The following is a 22,957-nucleotide window of genomic DNA, read 5'->3' on the forward strand; positions in this document are numbered from 1 at the left end:
TCTTGGTGTTTCGGTGTTTGTCCTGTGTTTGCCGTGGTCGTGCTGCCTTTGCCGGTGGTGTGGTTGCGGGGGTGCGGGGTTGTTGTTTGGGAACTGTATAGTGAACGCGAGCATCTTGCGGATGAGATGAGTCGGGTGGCCCTTTTCCTGGGGTTGCCTGGTGTTTGAGTCTTGTCTGCGTGATTTTGTTAGATTGTTTTATTGCTCATACTTTTGAGACTTTGATGTTGTGTTGAAGTTTTTAAGGGCGCACGGTGGATGCCTTGGCATCAAGAGCCGATGAAGGACGTGGGAATCTGCGATAAGCCTGGTGGAGTCGATAACCGGACGTTGAGGCCAGGATTTCCGAATGGGGGAACCCCGCACCATGTTATGTGGTGTGACCTGCAGCTGAATGTATAGGCTGTGTGGAGGGAACGCGGGGAAGTGAAACATCTCAGTACCCGCAGGAAGAGAAAACAATAGTGATTCCGTTAGTAGTGGCGAGCGAACGCGGATGGGGCTAAACCGGTTGGTGTGTGATAGCGGATAGGCGTTGCATCATCGGGGTTGTGGGGTTGACATGTGCCAGTGCTATCTTGCTGGCGGGATGAGGTGCAGGCGTATAGGTGAATCGGTTGGAATGCCGGACCATAGAGGGTGATAGTCCCGTAGGTGTAATGCGTGTCTGCCGTTCTAGTGTTGATACCCGAGTAGCACGGGGCCCGTGAAACCTTGTGTGAATCTGCCAGGACCACCTGGTAAGCCTGAATACTACTTGATGACCGATAGTGAATCAGTACCGTGAGGGAATGGTGAAAAGTACCCCGGGAGGGGAGTGAAATAGTACCTGAAACCGTGCGCTTACAATCCGTCAGGGCCTGGGACTTGTTCCTGGGTGATGGCGTGCCTTTTGAAGAATGAGCCTGCGAGTTAGTGCTGTGTCGCGAGGTTAACCCGTGTGGGGTAGCCGTAGCGAAAGCGAGTCTGAATAGGGCGTTTGAGTGGCACGGTCTAGACCCGAAGCGAAGTGATCTACCCATGGCCAGGTTGAAGCGCGTGTAAGAGCGTGTGGAGGACCGAACCCACTTCAGTTGAAAATGGAGGGGATGAGCTGTGGGTAGGGGTGAAAGGCCAATCAAACTTCGTGATAGCTGGTTCTCCCCGAAATGCATTTAGGTGCAGCGTTACGTGTTTCTTGCTGGAGGTAGAGCTACTGGATAGGCGATGGGCCCTACAAGGTTACTGACCTTAGCCAAACTCCGAATGCCGGTAAGTGAGAGCGTAGCAGTGAGACTGTGGGGGATAAGCTTCATAGTCGAGAGGGAAACAGCCCAGAACGCCAACTAAGGCCCCTAAGCGTGTGCTAAGTGGGAAAGGATGTGGAGTTGCTGTGACAACCAGGAGGTTGGCTTAGAAGCAGCCACCCTTGAAAGAGTGCGTAATAGCTCACTGGTCAAGTGATTCCGCGCCGATAATGTAGCGGGGCTCAAGCACACCGCCGAAGTTGCGTCATTCAAATTTTTGCCCGGTTTCGATTGGGTGTTTGGATGGGTAGGGGAGCGTCGTATAGCGGGTGAAGTCGCGGTGGAAACCAGCGGTGGACGCTATACGAGTGAGAATGCAGGCATGAGTAGCGAATGACGGGTGGGAAACCCGTCCGCCGAATGATCAAGGGTTCCAGGGTTAAGCTAATCTGCCCTGGGTTAGTCGGGGCCTAAGGCGAGGCCGACAGGCGTAGTCGATGGATAACGGGTTGATATTCCCGTACCGGCGAAGGACCGCCCATACTGAGCTGTGGATGCTAACCATGACGGATCCGGTGATGTGTTCCTTCGGGAATGGTTGCTGGTGGTGTGGTGGGAACCGATGCAGTGAGGTCAGCGTATTAACAGGTGTGACGCAGGAAGGTAGCCGAGCCAGGCAATGGAATTGACCTGGTCCAAGGGTGTAGGAAGAGTGGTTGGCAAATCCGCCGCTCATATGTTCTGAGACCTGATAGGCGCCCGCTTTGGCGGGTGATTCGGTGATCCTATGCTGCCTAGAAAAGCATCGGCGCGAGGTCCCAGTCCGCCCGTACCCCAAACCGACACAGGTGATCAGGTAGAGAATACTAAGGCGATCGAGAGAATCATGGTTAAGGAACTCGGCAAAATGCCCCCGTAACTTCGGAAGAAGGGGGGCCTGCCTCGTGATGAGAACTTGCTTCTTTGAGCGGGTGTGGGCCGCAGAGACCAGGGGGAAGCGACTGTTTACTAAAAACACAGGTCCGTGCGAAGTCGCAAGACGATGTATACGGACTGACTCCTGCCCGGTGCTGGAAGGTTAAGAGGACTGGTTAGCCCTTGTGGCGAAGCTGAGAATTTAAGCCCCAGTAAACGGCGGTGGTAACTATAACCATCCTAAGGTAGCGAAATTCCTTGTCGGGTAAGTTCCGACCTGCACGAATGGAGTAACGACTTCCCCGCTGTCTCAACCATGAACTCGGCGAAATTGCAGTACGAGTAAAGATGCTCGTTACGCGCAGCAGGACGGAAAGACCCCGAGACCTTTACTATAGTTTGGTATTGGTGTTCGGTGCAGCTTGTGTAGGATAGGTGGGAGACTGTGAAGCTTGGACGCTAGTTCAGGTGGAGTCATCGTTGAAATACCACTCTGGCTGTACCGGTCACCTAACTTCGGACCATGATCTGGTTCAGGGACAGTGCCTGATGGGTAGTTTAACTGGGGCGGTTGCCTCCTAAAATGTAACGGAGGCGCCCAAAGGTTCCCTCAGCCTGGTTGGCAATCAGGTGTCGAGTGTAAGTGCACAAGGGAGCTTGACTGTGAGAGTGACAGCTCGAGCAGGGACGAAAGTCGGGACTAGTGATCCGGCGGCACCTCGTGGAAGGGCCGTCGCTCAACGGATAAAAGGTACCTCGGGGATAACAGGCTGATCTTGCCCAAGAGTCCATATCGACGGCATGGTTTGGCACCTCGATGTCGGCTCGTCGCATCCTGGGGCTGGAGTAGGTCCCAAGGGTTGGGCTGTTCGCCCATTAAAGCGGTACGCGAGCTGGGTTTAGAACGTCGTGAGACAGTTCGGTCCCTATCCGCTGCGCGCGTTGGAAATTTGAGAAGGGCTGTCCTTAGTACGAGAGGACCGGGACGGACTAACCTCTGGTGTGTCAGTTGTACTGCCAAGTGCATCGCTGATTAGCTACGTTGGGAAGGGATAACCGCTGAAAGCATCTAAGCGGGAAGCCTGCTTCGAGATGAGATTTCCATGCACCTTGTGTGTGTGAGGCCCCCAGCTAGACCACTGGGTTGATAGGCAGGATGTGGAAGCAAGGACTGAAGACTTGTGTAGCTGACCTGTACTAATAGGCCGATGACTTTCAACACACAATAAAACAATATTTTACTAGCAATTATTATTGCTGTTCGCGTTCACTATGCGGTTACGAGACAACAACCTCTTACCGGAAAACATGAGGTTTGAGGCAGGACCCTTGGTGGTCTTGCTGGTAGCACCGAATACACGTTCACCATGAGTTGGTTTGTGTGCTTCGTGATTGTTACGGCGGTCATAGCGTGGGGGAAACGCCCGGTCCCATACCGAACCCGGAAGCTAAGGCCCATTGCGCCGATGGTACTGCACTCGTGAGGGTGTGGGAGAGTAGGTCACCGCCGGACTTAACTTGAGATGATGGTTTGAGGCCCTGGCACACGGTGTGTGTCAGGGCCTCATCTGTTTAACCAGTAGTTTGGTGGCGGGCTGGTTGCCGGCTTGGTGTTGGTGCCAGCCGAAGCCCGCCGGCGATTGGCCTGGTGTTGTTGGCGGGGTGGGCTATCAGCTCGCCCCTTGTTCTTGTTTAAGGGCTCAGATCAGCGGGTTGCTTCTTCAGCGTCTATGCGTTGGGCTCGATCCGTGTTTTCGACGGTAAGCATTACTGCACTGTCTCTAGCATTGAATAGATTCATAGTGATCGTCCAGCCAGTCCACTCCCATATGCATGGAGGCTGCTGTTCATCTTCCCAGGGGTGCGTGGCTGGACCATAGAGGTCGCTCAACTGGTTCTTTATCTGAAGAAGACCTTGCCGCGTTTCGGCCGACCCAGGGTTTGTTGAAGTGTAGAGATGAAGCGTGACATCAAGGAAGTCTTCCTCGTATGTGCCCCACGTGCCGAGCACAGTGCTCCCACGCCCAATGCCCAGGGGATTGATGCGGAGAGCGGATTGCTCATCGGGGTTGTCCTGGCTAATTCGCGAGATAAATCCAAGCTGAGTAAATAGCGCCTCGCGCTGGCTATCGTTCTTCGGCCTTCGGCTTTCTACTAGCCTGTGGACTATGGAAATGACATCACTTGGGGCAGGGACCAATTCAAGAAGTCGGTTTCTCGGCCATTTTGAGAGCGTACTCGATAGGGGGCGCGCAGAACTAGAGCCAACCGGGCAACTGGTCTGTTTTCGACAGGGCGCCGTGAATGCAACCAACACCCATAGGCAAGTCAGTTCTCTTCCGGAATACCGTGGCAGAAACGGGATCGACGACAACAGATATTGCCGGCCCAATGGGGCTGGGTAGTTGCTCGCATGTCTTGCTGACTGCCTCGACATTTCTAGCTAGGTCGTATCTGCACGGCAGTATCTTGCCGTTCTAGTTCGATTCGGGTCGAGTTGCCCCACTCATCGCAGATATCGGTAATTTCTTGCCGAATCCTCTTTTGTGCTGGATGATAGAGAGCGGAATGTTGCTGATCGGCGAGATGCTGCCGGAAGAGGACTATCTATGAATTCTGTGTCTGAGCTCGGAGCCGAATTGCAGCGCGCTAGAAAGCAAAATGGTCTAACTCAGGAACAACTCGCCGAGTTGGCTGGTATCTCTGAACGTACGTTGCGTTCAATAGAACGCGGTGCCGGCAACCCTTCCATAGAGGCCGTACTTTCCGTGGCTGACGTACTCGGCCTGAGAATCGTAGTGGCCAAATGACTCCGTCACTCCAAGAACTCAAGCTGGTCGCCCAGGCTGATGTCTATTGCAATGACAACTTGGCTGGGTACCTAACCCGACAAGACGACGGAAGCATTGCCTTCACTTACGACGTTCACTATCTTCACGATGGCGGCTCCGCCATAGCCACATCCCTGCCGGCGGCCCGCTACGCGTACGTCGGGCCCGGTGGCGCATTGCCTTCTTTCTTCTCAGGACTATTACCCGAGGGGCATCGACTCACCGTTCTCAAAGATGCAACGAAGACGAGCCTCTCTGACGAGCTGACCCTCTTGATGGCCGTCGGGTCTGATACCCCCGGCAATGTCCGGGTCATCCCGGCCGGATCGAAGTTAGAGCAAACACCTGTGGTTGCTGAATTCAGCACTACGGAGGATCTCGACTTCTCACTGCTCTCAAGGACTTTGGATCGCCATTCGATTCCAGGTGTTCAAGACAAGATCAGCGCGACCATGTTGACCACACCAGTCGAATTCAAGAACAGTGCTTATCTGCTGAAGCTCGATCCTCGAGACCATCCACATCTGGTGTTAAACGAGGCCCTGCACCTCAAAGCAGCAAGAGTTCTGAAACTACCGGTCGCGAAGAATCAACTGGTAATGGATTCGAAGGCGAATCCCGGGCTGCTTGTAGAGCGCTTTGACCGCATGGCAGTCGAGCTCGAGGCGCAACCGGAACGATTGCCGTTGGAAGATGCCATGCAGGTACTCAACCTTCCACCGGCAAGCAAATATGCAGTAAGCGCGGAGCAGGTTATCCAGGCTCTATCTCAACACTGCCAGGCACCGGTTCTGGCTAGACGGAATCTCTACATCCAATTCGTCTTCGCCTGGCTTACCGGCAACGGGGACTTGCATGGAAAGAATGTTTCGATCCTCGCAAACGAGCAAGGACGCTTCGATGTCGCGCCGATATACGACGTCCCCTGTACCTTGGTCTACGGTGATGACACTATGGCTCTAACTGTCGCGGGTAAAACGAAGAACCTGAAAAGGAAGCACTGGGCCGAACTTGCAGGAGAGCTCGGATTAGCGGATAGGGCTGCCCAGTCGGCAAACCAGCTCGCGTTGAAGGCTGCAATCACTGCAGACCTCGACGAGCTGCCCTTTGAGGGGTCGCCACTACGCGGTGCCCAACGGGAACTGAGGTTCCGACGGATGGAGCTGGAGTAGAGAGCCAGGTATCGGCTGTCAGTCTACGAGCACGAAGAATGCGGGCCGCTGGGCATCTTGGCTCTTCTTCGCTTGCCCATGGAGCCCAGTGACCCATGAAGGGTAGACGCGAAAGCCGCGTTTCCCTGGAGCAGTCGCTGATGCGTAGGCGCCCAGCTGCTCGAGGTGCTGCTGCGTGAAGCGGAAGACTCCGAAGTACTCGGACTGTTCGATAAAGACCATTGCGCCGTGCAGCTCTGCATCGGAAACGTACGGTGCGGTGGATCCAGTTTCATCGCGATGCCATATGGCTACGAAGCCGCCAGACTTCGTTGGCGTGGTCCTTGCGGTTCTTATTCGCCATAGTTGACCGTCGATTTCAGCGATGCCGGCTTGGTAATCGCTCTGTTGCTCTTCGGGAATAACTTCGCCGTGTGCCTGCCCAGTGATGAGGCAGTAGCGGTCTAACGCGGTGTAGGTCATTCATGCCTTCCTATGTGCTACCGGCGGTCCACCAAGAACAGTAGTGATGTCATTGAGAACTATACGTTGGCCTGTAGCTCAGCCACATCGCATTTCGCAGTAGCTGAATGCGATACCTGCAGAGAATCACTCGCAGGCACGAGGAGAGGACTGCCTGGCCTGTATGCCTTGTCGTGCGCTCTGCTGTCCCTGAACCGGCTGGATTATGCCTGTAGGCCACTCGCGTTCAGCTTCGATCCTCGCTGCGGTATATATCCGTTGCTCAGACGTACGACTGCGCAGGTACGGCATCATTCGTAGATGCGGCTGGGAGGCCACCGCGTTGCTTCGCGATTCAGAGAGTGGAATAAGGGGAGACGTCCGGTACATAGTGCAGAGCCGGGACCCCTTGAGCGACTCTAAACGTGCATTTGTACTTCGCTATTGGGTGGGCAACGGGGGTCTAAACAGCGATGCAGAAATTAAGTGTCGACGCTCACCCGTAAAAAGCAGCCACCCGATTTGCACGGCCCCCCAAACCTGTGTATAGTTTTTCCTTGTCGCCGAGAGCAAAACGGAAGAAATAACCGGATGCAAAACAGCGGCGAAACCCCAGAAAATCAACGGTTTCACACAGGTCACTGTGGGAAAATGATGAAAGAATGGGAACCAAGAATACTGTTTCAAATCACAAACAATTGATTTGACTTTCAGAAATTCGCGGTGATAAGATTTGAATATAACGCTGGACGAAATCATTGCCTGAATTGCTGTGCAATGGAGAACCGGTAAGTGTTTGTTGTTTGAGAACTCAATAGTGTGCCAAGTTTGTTGATACCGAATTATTTTATTTGGTGAATACATGACATTTGCTTGAGGCATTGCACCCCCGTGCAGTGTTCTTGAGTGTTTTTTATTCGCCAGGATTTTTTCATTGATTCTCCCTTATTTTCCGAGGGGTTTCGGTGGCTTTTTGTTTTTTATGGAGAGTTTGATCCTGGCTCAGGATGAACGCTGGCGGCGTGCTTAACACATGCAAGTCGAACGATGAAGCCCTGCTTGCAGGGTGGATTAGTGGCGAACGGGTGAGTAACACGTGAGTAACCTGCCCCCGACTCTGGGATAAGCCCGGGAAACTGGGTCTAATACCGGATATGACTTCCTACTGCATGGTGGGTTGTTGAAAGATTTATCGGTGGGGGATGGACTCGCGGCCTATCAGCTTGTTGGTGAGGTAATGGCTCACCAAGGCGACGACGGGTAGCCGGCCTGAGAGGGTGACCGGCCACACTGGGACTGAGACACGGCCCAGACTCCTACGGGAGGCAGCAGTGGGGAATATTGCACAATGGGCGGAAGCCTGATGCAGCGACGCCGCGTGAGGGATGACGGCCTTCGGGTTGTAAACCTCTTTCAGTAGGGAAGAAGCGAAAGTGACGGTACCTGCAGAAGAAGCGCCGGCTAACTACGTGCCAGCAGCCGCGGTAATACGTAGGGCGCAAGCGTTATCCGGATTTATTGGGCGTAAAGAGCTCGTAGGCGGTTTGTCGCGTCTGCCGTGAAAGTCCGAGGCTCAACCTCGGATCTGCGGTGGGTACGGGCAGACTAGAGTGATGTAGGGGAGACTGGAATTCCTGGTGTAGCGGTGAAATGCGCAGATATCAGGAGGAACACCGATGGCGAAGGCAGGTCTCTGGGCATTTACTGACGCTGAGGAGCGAAAGCATGGGGAGCGAACAGGATTAGATACCCTGGTAGTCCATGCCGTAAACGTTGGGCACTAGGTGTGGGGGACATTCCACGTTTTCCGCGCCGTAGCTAACGCATTAAGTGCCCCGCCTGGGGAGTACGGCCGCAAGGCTAAAACTCAAAGGAATTGACGGGGGCCCGCACAAGCGGCGGAGCATGCGGATTAATTCGATGCAACGCGAAGAACCTTACCAAGGCTTGACATGTGCCAGACCGCTCCAGAGATGGGGTTTCCCTTCGGGGCTGGTTCACAGGTGGTGCATGGTTGTCGTCAGCTCGTGTCGTGAGATGTTGGGTTAAGTCCCGCAACGAGCGCAACCCTCGTTCCATGTTGCCAGCACGTAGTGGTGGGGACTCATGGGAGACTGCCGGGGTCAACTCGGAGGAAGGTGGGGATGACGTCAAATCATCATGCCCCTTATGTCTTGGGCTTCACGCATGCTACAATGGCCGGTACAATGGGTTGCGATACTGTGAGGTGGAGCTAATCCCTAAAAGCCGGTCTCAGTTCGGATTGGGGTCTGCAACTCGACCCCATGAAGTCGGAGTCGCTAGTAATCGCAGATCAGCAACGCTGCGGTGAATACGTTCCCGGGCCTTGTACACACCGCCCGTCAAGTCACGAAAGTTGGTAACACCCGAAGCCGATGGCCTAACCACCTTGTGTGGGGGGAGTCGTCGAAGGTGGGACTGGCGATTGGGACTAAGTCGTAACAAGGTAGCCGTACCGGAAGGTGCGGCTGGATCACCTCCTTTCTAAGGAGCTAACCATTTTTGGTTGCCCATGTCTGTGCCCGAGTGTGGTGCGGGTGGGTTGCTCATGGGTGGAATATCAATGGACTCAGTACTGGAAGGCATGCATGCTGTTCGATCCTTTGTGGGGTTGTGTGGTGTGTGTGGGGTACTGGCTGTGGCTGCATGGTGTTGTTGCTGGTGAGTACGCAGCATGATGATCTTTCGGGGTTGTTGTGGTGTTGGAAAAGCGGTGGTGGTGTTGTGTGGTTTGTATGGTTTGGCATGCTGTTGGGTTTTGAGGCAACAAGCCTCCAGGCCGCGGTGATGGCCCCTTTTTTGTGGGGGTTGTTGTTGTGGTGTGGGGTTCTTGGTGTTTCGGTGTTTGTCCTGTGTTTGCCGTGGTCGTGCTGCCTTTGCCGGTGGTGTGGTTGCGGGGGTGCGGGGTTGTTGTTTGGGAACTGTATAGTGAACGCGAGCATCTTGCGGATGAGATGAGTCGGGTGGCCCTTTTCCTGGGGTTGCCTGGTGTTTGAGTCTTGTCTGCGTGATTTTGTTAGATTGTTTTATTGCTCATACTTTTGAGACTTTGATGTTGTGTTGAAGTTTTTAAGGGCGCACGGTGGATGCCTTGGCATCAAGAGCCGATGAAGGACGTGGGAATCTGCGATAAGCCTGGTGGAGTCGATAACCGGACGTTGAGGCCAGGATTTCCGAATGGGGGAACCCCGCACCATGTTATGTGGTGTGACCTGCAGCTGAATGTATAGGCTGTGTGGAGGGAACGCGGGGAAGTGAAACATCTCAGTACCCGCAGGAAGAGAAAACAATAGTGATTCCGTTAGTAGTGGCGAGCGAACGCGGATGGGGCTAAACCGGTTGGTGTGTGATAGCGGATAGGCGTTGCATCATCGGGGTTGTGGGGTTGACATGTGCCAGTGCTATCTTGCTGGCGGGATGAGGTGCAGGCGTATAGGTGAATCGGTTGGAATGCCGGACCATAGAGGGTGATAGTCCCGTAGGTGTAATGCGTGTCTGCCGTTCTAGTGTTGATACCCGAGTAGCACGGGGCCCGTGAAACCTTGTGTGAATCTGCCAGGACCACCTGGTAAGCCTGAATACTACTTGATGACCGATAGTGAATCAGTACCGTGAGGGAATGGTGAAAAGTACCCCGGGAGGGGAGTGAAATAGTACCTGAAACCGTGCGCTTACAATCCGTCAGGGCCTGGGACTTGTTCCTGGGTGATGGCGTGCCTTTTGAAGAATGAGCCTGCGAGTTAGTGCTGTGTCGCGAGGTTAACCCGTGTGGGGTAGCCGTAGCGAAAGCGAGTCTGAATAGGGCGTTTGAGTGGCACGGTCTAGACCCGAAGCGAAGTGATCTACCCATGGCCAGGTTGAAGCGCGTGTAAGAGCGTGTGGAGGACCGAACCCACTTCAGTTGAAAATGGAGGGGATGAGCTGTGGGTAGGGGTGAAAGGCCAATCAAACTTCGTGATAGCTGGTTCTCCCCGAAATGCATTTAGGTGCAGCGTTACGTGTTTCTTGCTGGAGGTAGAGCTACTGGATAGGCGATGGGCCCTACAAGGTTACTGACCTTAGCCAAACTCCGAATGCCGGTAAGTGAGAGCGTAGCAGTGAGACTGTGGGGGATAAGCTTCATAGTCGAGAGGGAAACAGCCCAGAACGCCAACTAAGGCCCCTAAGCGTGTGCTAAGTGGGAAAGGATGTGGAGTTGCTGTGACAACCAGGAGGTTGGCTTAGAAGCAGCCACCCTTGAAAGAGTGCGTAATAGCTCACTGGTCAAGTGATTCCGCGCCGATAATGTAGCGGGGCTCAAGCACACCGCCGAAGTTGCGTCATTCAAATTTTTGCCCGGTTTCGATTGGGTGTTTGGATGGGTAGGGGAGCGTCGTATAGCGGGTGAAGTCGCGGTGGAAACCAGCGGTGGACGCTATACGAGTGAGAATGCAGGCATGAGTAGCGAATGACGGGTGGGAAACCCGTCCGCCGAATGATCAAGGGTTCCAGGGTTAAGCTAATCTGCCCTGGGTTAGTCGGGGCCTAAGGCGAGGCCGACAGGCGTAGTCGATGGATAACGGGTTGATATTCCCGTACCGGCGAAGGACCGCCCATACTGAGCTGTGGATGCTAACCATGACGGATCCGGTGATGTGTTCCTTCGGGAATGGTTGCTGGTGGTGTGGTGGGAACCGATGCAGTGAGGTCAGCGTATTAACAGGTGTGACGCAGGAAGGTAGCCGAGCCAGGCAATGGAATTGACCTGGTCCAAGGGTGTAGGAAGAGTGGTTGGCAAATCCGCCGCTCATATGTTCTGAGACCTGATAGGCGCCCGCTTTGGCGGGTGATTCGGTGATCCTATGCTGCCTAGAAAAGCATCGGCGCGAGGTCCCAGTCCGCCCGTACCCCAAACCGACACAGGTGATCAGGTAGAGAATACTAAGGCGATCGAGAGAATCATGGTTAAGGAACTCGGCAAAATGCCCCCGTAACTTCGGAAGAAGGGGGGCCTGCCTCGTGATGAGAACTTGCTTCTTTGAGCGGGTGTGGGCCGCAGAGACCAGGGGGAAGCGACTGTTTACTAAAAACACAGGTCCGTGCGAAGTCGCAAGACGATGTATACGGACTGACTCCTGCCCGGTGCTGGAAGGTTAAGAGGACTGGTTAGCCCTTGTGGCGAAGCTGAGAATTTAAGCCCCAGTAAACGGCGGTGGTAACTATAACCATCCTAAGGTAGCGAAATTCCTTGTCGGGTAAGTTCCGACCTGCACGAATGGAGTAACGACTTCCCCGCTGTCTCAACCATGAACTCGGCGAAATTGCAGTACGAGTAAAGATGCTCGTTACGCGCAGCAGGACGGAAAGACCCCGAGACCTTTACTATAGTTTGGTATTGGTGTTCGGTGCAGCTTGTGTAGGATAGGTGGGAGACTGTGAAGCTTGGACGCTAGTTCAGGTGGAGTCATCGTTGAAATACCACTCTGGCTGTACCGGTCACCTAACTTCGGACCATGATCTGGTTCAGGGACAGTGCCTGATGGGTAGTTTAACTGGGGCGGTTGCCTCCTAAAATGTAACGGAGGCGCCCAAAGGTTCCCTCAGCCTGGTTGGCAATCAGGTGTCGAGTGTAAGTGCACAAGGGAGCTTGACTGTGAGAGTGACAGCTCGAGCAGGGACGAAAGTCGGGACTAGTGATCCGGCGGCACCTCGTGGAAGGGCCGTCGCTCAACGGATAAAAGGTACCTCGGGGATAACAGGCTGATCTTGCCCAAGAGTCCATATCGACGGCATGGTTTGGCACCTCGATGTCGGCTCGTCGCATCCTGGGGCTGGAGTAGGTCCCAAGGGTTGGGCTGTTCGCCCATTAAAGCGGTACGCGAGCTGGGTTTAGAACGTCGTGAGACAGTTCGGTCCCTATCCGCTGCGCGCGTTGGAAATTTGAGAAGGGCTGTCCTTAGTACGAGAGGACCGGGACGGACTAACCTCTGGTGTGTCAGTTGTACTGCCAAGTGCATCGCTGATTAGCTACGTTGGGAAGGGATAACCGCTGAAAGCATCTAAGCGGGAAGCCTGCTTCGAGATGAGATTTCCATGCACCTTGTGTGTGTGAGGCCCCCAGCTAGACCACTGGGTTGATAGGCAGGATGTGGAAGCAAGGACTGAAGACTTGTGTAGCTGACCTGTACTAATAGGCCGATGACTTTCAACACACAATAAAACAATATTTTACTAGCAATTATTATTGCTGTTCGCGTTCACTATGCGGTTACGAGACAACAACCTCTTACCGGAAAACATGAGGTTTGAGGCAGGACCCTTGGTGGTCTTGCTGGTAGCACCGAATACACGTTCACCATGAGTTGGTTTGTGTGCTTCGTGATTGTTACGGCGGTCATAGCGTGGGGGAAACGCCCGGTCCCATACCGAACCCGGAAGCTAAGGCCCATTGCGCCGATGGTACTGCACTCGTGAGGGTGTGGGAGAGTAGGTCACCGCCGGACTTAACTTGAGATGATGGTTTGAGGCCCTGGCACACGGTGTGTGTCAGGGCCTCACCTGTTTAAGCCGTCCGCGCATCAGCGGCACTGACGCTCTTTTTCGTCGGTGAACTGGTTACAGTGTGTAGTAGATAAAACGAGATCTGCTATTTAGGGGGAGCCCCGCCTTGACCACCGAGACAACGAGCCCGCTGCGCTACCGAGACGATTCGATTCGTCCCCAGGACGATCTTTATCGGCACAGCAACGGCAAGTGGTTCGAAACCGCCACTATCCCAGGTGACCAGGGAATCTACGGTTCTTTCATGGAACTTCGCGATCAGGCAGAAGATGCCGTTCACGCGATCATCAAAGAAACGGTCGAGGCCTACGAATCCGGTTCGGCCAGCGACGGAGCAACCCAGCGTATTGCTCAGCTTTATGGCTCGTTCATGAATGAAGCAGTCATCGAAGAACGCGGTGCGACACCGGTTGCCGGTTTCTTGGAGGCCATCTCGGATATCCAGAGCACCGACCAGCTGCTCGAGGTCACCGGCTCATTCCACCGCAAGGGCATCAGCGGATTCTTGGACATCGGTGCCAGCAATGATGCGGGCAATCCAGACCGCAACCTCCTGACCTTCCTGCAGGGCGGACTTGGCCTGCCCGATGAGTCCTACTATCGCGAGGAGCAGTTCGCTGAAACCCTTGCCGACTATCAGGAGCACCTCAAGCGGCTTCTGGCCCTGGGCGCCATCGCTGATGCCCAGGCTGCGGCCGCAAGTGTTGTAGACCTCGAGAAGGCCATCGCCTCACACCACTGGGACCGCGTCAAGGTTCGCGACGCCCAGGCACGCTACAACCTGATGACAGGTGTTGATCTCTTCGAGCTGTTCGTTGGCCTGAAAACCTGGCTAGCTGGAGCAGGCATTGAAGAGAAGTACTACCAGGAAGTTGTCGTTTGGCAGCCAAGCTACCTGCAGGGCCTCGCGGAGCTGTTCGACAGCCAGCCGCTGGAAGCATGGAAGAACTGGCTACGCGTGCAGGTGCTGCGTTCCTTTGCCCCGTATCTCTCCAGCGATTTCGTCAATGAGAATTTCTCCTTCTACTCTGCCAAGCTCGGCGGTGTTGAGCAGATCAAGGACCGCTGGAAGCGTGCCGTCGCCTTCACCGAAGGTGCGGTTGGCGAGGATATCGGCCAGCTCTATGTAGCCAAGAACTTCTCCGCCGATGCCAAGAGCGCAATGGACGCATTGGTTCAACGCCTTATCGAGGCCTACCGGATTTCCATCAGCGAGTTGTCGTGGATGAGCCCTGAAACCATTGAGAAGGCTCTCGACAAGCTCTCGCAGTTCCGCCCGAAAATCGGCTACCCGAACGAGTGGATCGACTACTCCAGCATCACCACCGATCAGCACGATGTCATTGCGAATTTGGCCTCGGCCAATGAATTCGAATTCCGCCGGGAACTGAAGAAGATCGACGACGGCGTGGACCGGGAGCTGTGGTTCATGTACCCGCAGACCGTCAACGCCTACTACCACCCGCTGCTGAACGAAATTGCGTTCCCCGCGGCGATCCTGCGCCTGCCATTCTTTGACGTTAACCGCGACATCGCTTCCAACTTCGGTGCTATTGGTGCGGTTATCGGGCACGAAATCGGCCACGGCTTTGACGATCAGGGTTCGCAGTTCGACGGCACCGGCCAGCTGCGCAACTGGTGGACCGATGAGGACCGTGCTTCCTTCGAGAAACTCACCGGCAAACTGGTAGACCAGTACAACGCGCTCTCGCCCACCGAAGCTCCAGACCATAAGGTCAACGGCGCGCTCACCTTGGGCGAGAACATTGGCGACCTGGGCGGACTGGGCATCGCCTACAAGGCGTACAAGCTCGAGCTGGCTGCGCGCGGAATCGAAGAGGACGAAGTCATCGACGGCATCACCGGCGACCAGCGGTTCTTCTACGCTTGGGCCGAATGCTGGCGCACGCTGATCCGCCCGGAAACAGCAGTAGTCCGCGTGACGACCGACCCGCACGCGCCGGGCGAATTCCGTTGCAACCAGGTTCCGAAGAACCTCGCTGCCTTCCACGAAGCCTTCGGCACCAAGCCGGGGGACGGCATGTGGCTGGATCCAGAACAGCGCGTTGAGATCTGGTAAGCCAGCAGGGCGCTAAGCCAGGGCACCGGAAAGCCAGCGTTCCGGTGCCCTGGCCTGTATCCGGCCGGACTTCGGGGTGTAAGTCTGATCATGGTGGGCTTAATCCGCGCGCAATGACACGTAGAATGGACTATTGTGACTTCCGAAAATAATTCCGCACAGCCCATTGATCCCAACGACCAGCGACAGGTCCGCACTGACAAGCGCAACCAGTTCCTGGCCAAGGGTGAGGAAGCCTACCCTGTGGGTGTGGCCCGCACCCACTCACTGCTGGAAATCCGCGACAAGTACGCGCACCTCGAAGCCGGCGAAGAAACCGAAGATGTCGTAGGCGTTGCCGGTCGTATTGTTTTCATGCGCAACACCGGCAAGCTGTGCTTTGCCACCTTGCAGGAGGGCGGCCCCAAGGGCGAGGGCGTGCGCCTGCAGGTCATGCTGTCGCTGGCCAATGTTGGCGAAGAGCGCCTGGCGCAGTGGAAGTCCCTGGTTGACCTCGGCGACCACGTATTGGTCAGCGGCAAGGTCATCTCTTCGCGCCGCGGCGAGCTGTCCATCATGGCCGACACCTTCGACATGGCATCCAAAGCACTGCGCCCATTGCCGGTGCTGCATGCCGACCTGAACGAGGAAACCCGCGTCCGCCAGCGCTACGCAGATTTGATCGTGCGCAACGAAGCCCGCGAGATGGTCTACAAGCGTGCCGCAATCGTTCGCGCCGTGCGCAACACCCTGGAGAACCACAGCTACGTTGAGGTTGAAACCCCCATGCTGCAGCTGGTCCACGGTGGCGCTTCGGCTCGGCCATTCAAGACCCACCTGAACGCCTTTGATCAGGAAATGACCCTGCGCATCGCCACCGAGCTATACCTCAAGCGCTGTGTTGTCGGTGGCGTGGACCGCGTATTCGAAGTCGGACGCATCTTCCGCAACGAAGGCGTGGATTCGACCCACTCGCCGGAATTCACCACCCTCGAATGCTATGAGGCCTACGCGGACCAGTACGTGATGGCCGAGCGCATGAAGGAGATCATCCTCAACGCCGCGGACGCCATTGGCGCCGGCCGTACCATCGAGACCCCTCGAGGCACCGCGAACCTGGACGGCGAATGGCGCTGGTTGAGCGTCTACCCTGGCCTGTCCGAGGCCGTGGGCGTGGAAATCACCCCGGACACCGATGCTTCGGTGCTGCGTGAGGTCGCGGCCAAGCACGAAGTGAAGATCGATCCGGCCTGGAGTGCCCAGAAGCTGGTTATCGAGCTCTTCGGCGAAATCGTCGAGCCTACCTTGATCGACCCGACCTTCGTCTGCGACTACCCGCCGCTGGCTCAGCCATTGGCTCGTCCGCATCGTTCCAAGCCAGGGGTTATCGAGGCGTGGGACTTGATCATCGGCGGCATGGAGCGCGGTACCGCGTTCTCCGAGCTCATTGATCCTGTCATTCAGCGCGAACGCCTGACCGAGCAGTCCCTGCTGGCCGCCGGCGGCGATCCTGAGGCCATGCAGCTGGATGAAGACTTCCTGCGTGCCTTGGAATATGGAGCCCCGCCAATGGGCGGCATCGGTTTGGGCATCGACCGTTTGGTGATGCTCTTTACCAACCTCGGTATCCGCGAAACCATTCTCTTCCCACTGCTTAAGCCGGAGGCATAGAAATGCCGTATATCGAGGCAATTGTTCCGACTATCTGTCTGGCGTTGCTTTTTTGGTACGTGATGAAGGCTATTACTAACGCGGACCGAAAAGAGCGCCAAGCTGAAGCGGAAGCAGGCGCGCTTATTGAAAATGGTTCAGATTCCAATAATCAGCCTAGCGACAATTAGGGTATTCCTGAAAGAATCGTGTGAATTCTGATCAGAATTAGAATTCTGAGTTGCTATTTGTATATTCTAGAAGACTGATACAACTGGTGGGTCCGAAACCGGCTAGTTCAGTACATTCAAGCTCGGAGGAATCCCCAAATGGCACGTCAGGTTCAAATTGCACTAATTGATGATATTGACGGCAGCGAAGCTACTGAATCAATTGCTTTTAGTGTTGCTGGCCAGCACTTCGAGATTGATTTGAACGACGAGCATGCCGCGCAATTCCATGCGGCTATTGAACCGTATGTGGAAGCGGCGCGCTCGTCGAAGCAGACTGCATCCAGCGAAGCCCCTGCAATTCGCGCTTGGGCAAAAGAAAACAATATTAAGGTCAATGCCCGCGGGCGCCTTAATGCAGAAGTTGTAGATGCCTACAACGCTGCAATGCGCAAGGGCGGGCGCAACCGCACGAAGTAATTCGATCGGTCTCGGATAGGCTTCAAATGAGCCGGCACATTGAATGTGCCGGCTCATTTATTTATGCCGCCATCTCTATTTATCCACTTAATTGGTTGAATATATTATTGTTTGTGCAGCAACAAAAAATGGAATTGCGGGCCAGATATAATGCGCGAAGCCTCTCCCGGGGAGTTCTCCGGTTATCCCCGTGGCGAACAAGGGAGAATTGCGGGCGCTTGATGCGTAGCATCGAATTATTGGTAAGCAAGGAGTGTGCCGAAGATGTTTGAGAGATTTACCGACCGTGCCCGTCGAGTTGTCGTGCTCGCCCAAGAAGAGGCGCGCATGCTCAACCACAATTACATCGGCACCGAGCACCTGCTGCTCGGCCTAATCCACGAAGGTGACGGTGTAGCCGCAAAAGCGCTCGAGTCGCTGAACATTTCGCTGGGAGCCGTGCGTGAGCAGGTTCAGGAGATTATCGGCAAGGGCCAGCAGGCGCCTTCCGGTCATATCCCGTTCACTCCTCGCGCCAAGAAAGTCTTGGAACTCTCGCTGCGCGAAGCGTTGCAGCTGGGACATAACTACATTGGGACCGAGCACATCCTGCTCGGCCTGATTCGCGAAGGCGAAGGAGTGGCCGCCCAGGTGCTCGTGAAGCTGGGCGCCGACCTCGGGCGCGTGCGCCAGCAGGTCATCCAGCTGCTCTCGGGATACCAGGGTGGCAAGGAGACCGCATCTGCTGGTGTCAGCTCGGGCGGCCAGCAGGAAGGCGCCCCGGCAGGTTCGGCAGTGCTAGACCAGTTCGGCCGCAACCTCACCGCCGCTGCCCGCGAAGGCAAGCTTGATCCGGTGATCGGCCGCGAGCACGAGATGGAACGCGTCATGCAGGTCCTCTCGCGCCGTACCAAGAACAACCCTGTTCTCATCGGTGAACCTGGTGTTGGCAAGACCGCCGTCGTAGAGGGCCTGGCCCAGTCGATCGTTCGCGGCGACGTGCCGGAAACCATCAAGGACAAGCAGCTCTACACCTTGGACCTCGGTTCCCTGGTGGCAGGTTCGCGTTACCGCGGTGATTTCGAGGAGCGCCTGAAGAAGGTCCTCAAGGAGATCCGCACCCGTGGCGACATCATCCTGTTTATCGACGAGATCCACACCCTGGTGGGTGCTGGCGCCGCCGAGGGTGCTATCGATGCTGCATCGATCCTCAAGCCCATGCTGGCTCGTGGCGAGCTGCAGACCATCGGTGCCACCACCTTGGACGAATACCGCAAGAACATCGAGAAGGATGCAGCGCTCGAGCGCCGCTTCCAGCCGATCCAGGTCAAGGAACCAACCGTTGAGCTGACCACGCAGATCCTGCGCGGCCTGCGTGACCGCTACGAAGCGCACCACCGCGTGACCATCACCGATGGTGCGTTGCAGGCCGCCGCAACGCTGGCCCACCGCTACATCTCCGATCGCTTCCTGCCGGATAAGGCTGTGGACTTGATCGATGAAGCCGGTGCCCGCCTGCGCATCCAGCGAATGACTGCGCCTCCAGCCCTGAAGGAAATGGACGAGGAGATCGCAACCGTGCGCCTGGAGAAGGAAGCAGCGATCGACGCCCAGGACTTCGAAGGTGCAGCTTCGCTGCGCGACAAGGAGTCCAAGCTCATCGAGGCGCGCAACGACAAGGAAAAGGCGTGGCGCAACGGTGACATGGATGAAGTTTCCGAGGTCACCGAAGAGCTGATCGCTGAAGTCCTGGCCAACTCCACCGGCATCCCGGTAGTGAAGCTGACCGAGGAAGAGTCCTCGCGCCTGCTGAACATGGAAGAGGAGCTGCACAAGCGCGTGATCGGCCAGGATTCGGCGATCAAGGCCATCTCCCAGGCGATCCGCCGCACCCGTGCAGGCCTGAAGGATCCAAACCGCCCAGGCGGCTCGTTCATCTTTGCCGGCCCAACCGGTGTGGGCAAGACCGAGCTGGCCAAGGCGCTGGCAGAGTTCCTCTTCGGCGAGGAAGACGCGCTGATCACCCTGGACATGTCCGAATACTCGGAGAAGCACACCGTGTCCCGCCTGTTCGGTGCCCCTCCAGGCTACGTCGGCTACGAAGAAGGCGGACAGCTGACCGAGAAGGTCCGCCGCCGTCCGTTCTCCGTCGTCCTCTTCGACGAGGTAGAGAAGGCCCACGCCGACCTGTTCAACTCGCTGCTGCAGATCCTGGAAGACGGCCGCTTGACCGACTCCCAGGGCCGTGTGGTGGACTTCAAGAACACCATCATCATCATGACCACCAACCTCGGTACCCGTGACATCTCCAAGGGTGTGATGACCGGCTTCCAGTCGGCCGCGGATACCAAGACCGGTTACGAGCGCATGCAGGCCAAGGTGCAGGAAGAGCTGCGTCAGCACTTCCGCCCGGAGTTCCTGAACCGTGTAGATGACACCGTGGTCTTCCCGCAGCTGAACCAGGAAGAGATCGAAGAAATCGTCGACCTGTTCGTCAGCCGCCTGGCCAAGCGCCTGAAGGAACGCGAGATGACCATCGAGCTGACCCAGGCTGCCCGCAGCCTGCTGGCACAGCGCGGCTACGACCCAGCCATGGGTGCTCGTCCGCTGCGTCGCACCATTCAGCGCGATATCGAAGATCAGCTTTCCGAGCGGATCCTCTTCGGCCAGATTGTCGCCGGACAGAAGGTCACCGTGGATGTCGAAGGCGAGGGTGCGGACCAGAAGTTCGTCTTCCACGCTGAAGGCGGCACCGGCCAGCTGGAAGGCGAGCCAGCACCGGCTGCGCTGGAGAGCTAAGCTCGAATAATCACCAGCAGCAAGCCGCGGAACCAGATGAAACTGGTTCCGCGGCTTGCTGCTTTAACACCTGGGATCTAGCGCCCCACAGCCTTGGTGACTAGCTGGGCGATCATGCGCTCTTGCTTCCTATCCAACGCGGTGATCGCAAACGAGGTTGGCCAGAGCGTCCCCTCATCAAGCTGCGCCACATCGTTGAATCCGAAGGTCAGATAGCGGGCATCGAACTTCTTGGCGTCCTGGATAAAGCAGAGGATCTTGCCATCCAAGGCGTAGGCCGGCATGCCGTACCAGGTCTTGGGCTCCAATTCCGGCGCGGTCTCGGTGATGATCTGATGCAATCTTGCAGCGAGCACCTTGTCGGCACCTTGGAAGGAAGCGATCTTCTCTTCGAGCTCCTTGCGCGCCTGGGCGGCTTTTTCTGCTTTTGTCATGCGCTTCTTCGGCGCCCGCACCTCCGCCGCGCGTTCCTTCATCGCCGCTTTCTCGGCCGCCGAGAATCCGGACTGCTCTGCCTCGTTCATTCTCCCTGCCCCTTCATCGCCTGGTTGATGCGGACCATGTTGCCCGACGGGTCGCGGAAAGCGCAATCGCGGGGACCCCACGGCTGATCCATGGGTTCCTGCAGCACTTCGGCGCCGGAAGCGCTGAGCGATTCGAACAACGGGTCAAGGGCGTCGACGCTGAGCACCAGCCCGCCCAAGGCGCCCTTGGCCACAAGTTCTGCCAGTGACTGGGCATCGGCATCGGAACGTCCGGCCCCCGGGGCGGAGAGCACCAGGTTCAACCCCGGCTGGCCGGGCACCGCAAGACTGACCCAGCGGAATCCCGCATTGGCCACATCGGAGACTACCTCCAGGCCCAGACCGTCCCGGTAGAAGCCCAAGGCTTCATCAACATCGAGGACGGTGACTGGAATGTACTGAACTGAAATCTGTGTCATGCCTACAGCTTATGGACGAGCAGCAGGTCCGCGCTTCTTCAAAACTGCTCAGAATCTTGAGGGGCGCAATAGGACTTTGGCGATGCACGCCGGGATCTGCTCCGAATCCTCATGCTCGCGCTCCCGATAGGCGGTCGGCGTCTCGCCCACAACCTCGGTGAAGCGGGTGCTGAAGGAACCCAGGGAACTCCAGCCAACCTGCATGCAGGCGTCGGTGACCGAAGTCCCGGAACGCAGAAGATGCATGGCCCGCTCGATGCGGCGCGTCAACAGGTAGGAGTACGGGGTCTCCCCATAAGCACGTTTGAATTCGCGCGAAAAATGGGCCGGGGACATCAGCGCCTTGTTGGCCATCGCAGGGACATCCAGCGGCTGGTCATAGTGCTGATCCATTAGATCCTTGGCCCTGCGCAGATGCGCCAGGACCTTCAGCGCCTGGGTATCCATGGGCTTACCGGCTCCGAGCCGAACGCAGGACCAGGAAGATTCCCAGCACCGTGCAGCACAGGTACACGCCGATAACGCAGACCCAGCCCGCGGCGAAGCCCCCGGCTGATCCCACGAGCAATCCCATGGCCAGCGGCCCCACAGTGAAACCGCCAAACTGGCCGGCAGACACCAGGCCGCTGGAACTGCCCAGGCGATTCGCCGGAACCACGCGAAGCAGCGCCGCCATCAGCACCACCGATACTCCCAAGGCCGAAGCGCCATGCAGCGCGACCGCAAGCCAGAGCAGGATCGGGGAGTGCAGCAGCTGGGCCAGCAGGAAACTCGCCCCGCCACCGGTGGCCAATACCGCCAGCAATAGCAGGAGCTTCGGCGCGGCAACTCCCCGCGACATCATCCGCCCCCACCCGACTCGGGCGCTGACCCCGACAATTCCGGCCACGGCCGCCGTCAGCCCGCCGGCAACCAGCGAGAAGTCCAATTCGCGCACCGCAAAGAGCGCCAGATACACATTCGTGGCCTGCACGCCCACGCCGTTGATGAATCCGAACAGGCTCAGCGCGTAGATGATGAACCGGGTGGAAGCAGCCGCGCTGGCTACCGGCTCGCCGCTATCAGTGCCGCTCTGCTTGCTCTCACCTGGCGCCGGGGCGGCAAGCACCGGGGTGGCCTTGATTATGCGCACTGCAAGGATGGCCAGGCCCGCGGCCAGCAGCGCCCCGGCCAGGGAAGCGCCCTGCCAGCCGATCAGTGCAGCCAGCAGCGGAAAGCCAAGGCTGCCGACCAGCTGCGAGACCTGGACCCCGGACTGCTTGATGCCGGTCCAGGTAATACGCTGGGCCGCAGGAACGCGTTGGGCCAGAATCCGGTTGGTCACCCCGTTGGGGAAGGACTGGGCGAAGCCGGCGATCCCGGAGGCCACCAGCAGCAGCACATATCCTGCATCCACCGCCGCTAGGGCCATGGCGGCCGACGCGGTTCCGAAAATGATCAGCACCAGCCGGGAGTCGGGCTGCGCATCGGAGAATCTCCCGAACACCACATTGCCGATGGCCGCGCAGCCGAAGCAAGCCGTGGCCAAGAGCCCGAACTGCGATTCGGTGATGCCCAGGTCCCGGATCACCAAATCGCTGGTGGCGTTCAACCCGTAGCTCAGCAGCGGCGCGATGCCCACAGCCGCCAGGAGGATGGCCAGCAGCCCGAATCCGGGGCGTGCTTCCTTGACTGGCATCCTCATCCTCAGCTTTGTTCCGCAGTGCTTCTAGCTAAGTTTTGCACAATCGA

12 protein-coding genes and 5 rRNA genes are annotated in these 22,957 nt (G+C 56.9%); 12 read left to right on the forward strand and 5 right to left on the reverse strand.

The annotated features are described in order from the left end of the window. Positions 1-231 precede the first annotated feature (231 nt). The 4 genes from OF385_RS00485 (at position 232) to OF385_RS00500 (ending at position 6,144) form a co-directional block, all read left to right on the forward strand. A 23S ribosomal RNA gene (locus OF385_RS00485) occupies positions 232-3,363 on the forward strand. 174 nt (positions 3,364-3,537) lie between these two features. Further along, positions 3,538-3,654: ribosomal RNA gene (gene rrf / locus OF385_RS00490) — 5S ribosomal RNA — on the forward strand. A gap of 1,096 nt (positions 3,655-4,750) precedes the next feature. Next, positions 4,751-4,951: a helix-turn-helix transcriptional regulator gene (locus tag OF385_RS00495; RefSeq protein ID WP_022877199.1), complete on the forward strand. Its 201-nt coding sequence runs from the start codon at positions 4,751-4,753 to the stop codon at positions 4,949-4,951. Then, positions 4,948-6,144, forward strand: coding sequence for a type II toxin-antitoxin system HipA family toxin (locus OF385_RS00500; protein ID WP_264276484.1), 1,197 nt, complete (start codon positions 4,948-4,950; stop codon positions 6,142-6,144). Before OF385_RS00495 ends, OF385_RS00500 begins: the two co-directional genes overlap by 4 nt. A gap of 18 nt (positions 6,145-6,162) precedes the next feature. Here OF385_RS00500 and OF385_RS00505 read toward each other — a convergent pair whose 3' ends face one another. Beyond that, complete coding sequence (locus OF385_RS00505) at positions 6,163-6,606, reverse strand: MepB family protein (RefSeq protein ID WP_264276485.1); 444 nt, start codon at positions 6,604-6,606, stop codon at positions 6,163-6,165. Between the two features lie 958 nt (positions 6,607-7,564). On the opposite strand from OF385_RS00505, the gene OF385_RS00510 reads away from it, so the two are divergent. The 8 genes from OF385_RS00510 (at position 7,565) to OF385_RS00545 (ending at position 20,283) form a co-directional block, all read left to right on the forward strand. Beyond that, positions 7,565-9,090, forward strand: a 16S ribosomal RNA gene (locus OF385_RS00510). 575 nt (positions 9,091-9,665) lie between these two features. Further along, positions 9,666-12,797, forward strand: a 23S ribosomal RNA gene (locus tag OF385_RS00515). A gap of 174 nt (positions 12,798-12,971) precedes the next feature. Then, positions 12,972-13,088 (forward strand): 5S ribosomal RNA (rrf, locus tag OF385_RS00520). The 16S, 23S and 5S rRNA genes sit together here, the layout of an rRNA operon. A 164-nt stretch (positions 13,089-13,252) precedes the next feature. After that, positions 13,253-15,226 carry a M13 family metallopeptidase gene (locus OF385_RS00525; protein WP_264276486.1) on the forward strand — a complete coding sequence of 658 codons (1,974 nt, stop codon included), beginning with the start codon at positions 13,253-13,255 and terminating at the stop codon, positions 15,224-15,226. A gap of 135 nt (positions 15,227-15,361) precedes the next feature. Continuing rightward, a complete protein-coding gene (lysS, locus tag OF385_RS00530) occupies positions 15,362-16,876 on the forward strand; it encodes a lysine--tRNA ligase (RefSeq protein WP_264276487.1) in 1,515 nt (504 codons plus the stop codon). 2 nt (positions 16,877-16,878) lie between these two features. Further along, positions 16,879-17,046 carry a hypothetical protein gene (locus OF385_RS00535; RefSeq protein WP_264276488.1) on the forward strand — a complete coding sequence of 56 codons (168 nt, stop codon included), beginning with the start codon at positions 16,879-16,881 and terminating at the stop codon, positions 17,044-17,046. Between the two features lie 138 nt (positions 17,047-17,184). Further along, complete coding sequence (locus OF385_RS00540) at positions 17,185-17,505, forward strand: histone-like nucleoid-structuring protein Lsr2 (protein WP_264276489.1); 321 nt, start codon at positions 17,185-17,187, stop codon at positions 17,503-17,505. 264 nt (positions 17,506-17,769) lie between these two features. Then, positions 17,770-20,283 (forward strand): ATP-dependent Clp protease ATP-binding subunit, encoded by a 2,514-nt coding sequence (locus tag OF385_RS00545; protein WP_264276490.1) that lies wholly within the window; start codon positions 17,770-17,772, stop codon positions 20,281-20,283. Between the two features lie 77 nt (positions 20,284-20,360). Here OF385_RS00545 and OF385_RS00550 read toward each other — a convergent pair whose 3' ends face one another. Genes OF385_RS00550 through OF385_RS00565 form a run of 4 tightly spaced genes read right to left on the reverse strand, consistent with a single transcriptional unit; the run spans position 20,361 to position 22,904 of the window. Next, on the reverse strand, positions 20,361-20,807 hold the full coding sequence (locus OF385_RS00550; RefSeq protein WP_264276491.1) for an iron chaperone: 447 nt from the start codon (positions 20,805-20,807) through the stop codon (positions 20,361-20,363). Continuing rightward, entirely contained in the window at positions 20,804-21,226 is a 423-nt protein-coding gene (locus OF385_RS00555) for a VOC family protein (protein WP_264276492.1), read from the reverse strand. Before OF385_RS00555 ends, OF385_RS00550 begins: the two co-directional genes overlap by 4 nt. 48 nt (positions 21,227-21,274) lie before the next feature. After that, positions 21,275-21,673 (reverse strand): helix-turn-helix domain-containing protein, encoded by a 399-nt coding sequence (locus tag OF385_RS00560; RefSeq protein ID WP_264276493.1) that lies wholly within the window; start codon positions 21,671-21,673, stop codon positions 21,275-21,277. 4 nt (positions 21,674-21,677) lie between these two features. Continuing rightward, a complete protein-coding gene (locus tag OF385_RS00565) occupies positions 21,678-22,904 on the reverse strand; it encodes an MFS transporter (RefSeq protein ID WP_264276494.1) in 1,227 nt (408 codons plus the stop codon). Positions 22,905-22,957 lie beyond the last annotated feature (53 nt).

It is taken from the genome of Glutamicibacter sp. JL.03c (assembly GCF_025854375.1).
Lineage (GTDB): Bacteria > Actinomycetota > Actinomycetes > Actinomycetales > Micrococcaceae > Glutamicibacter.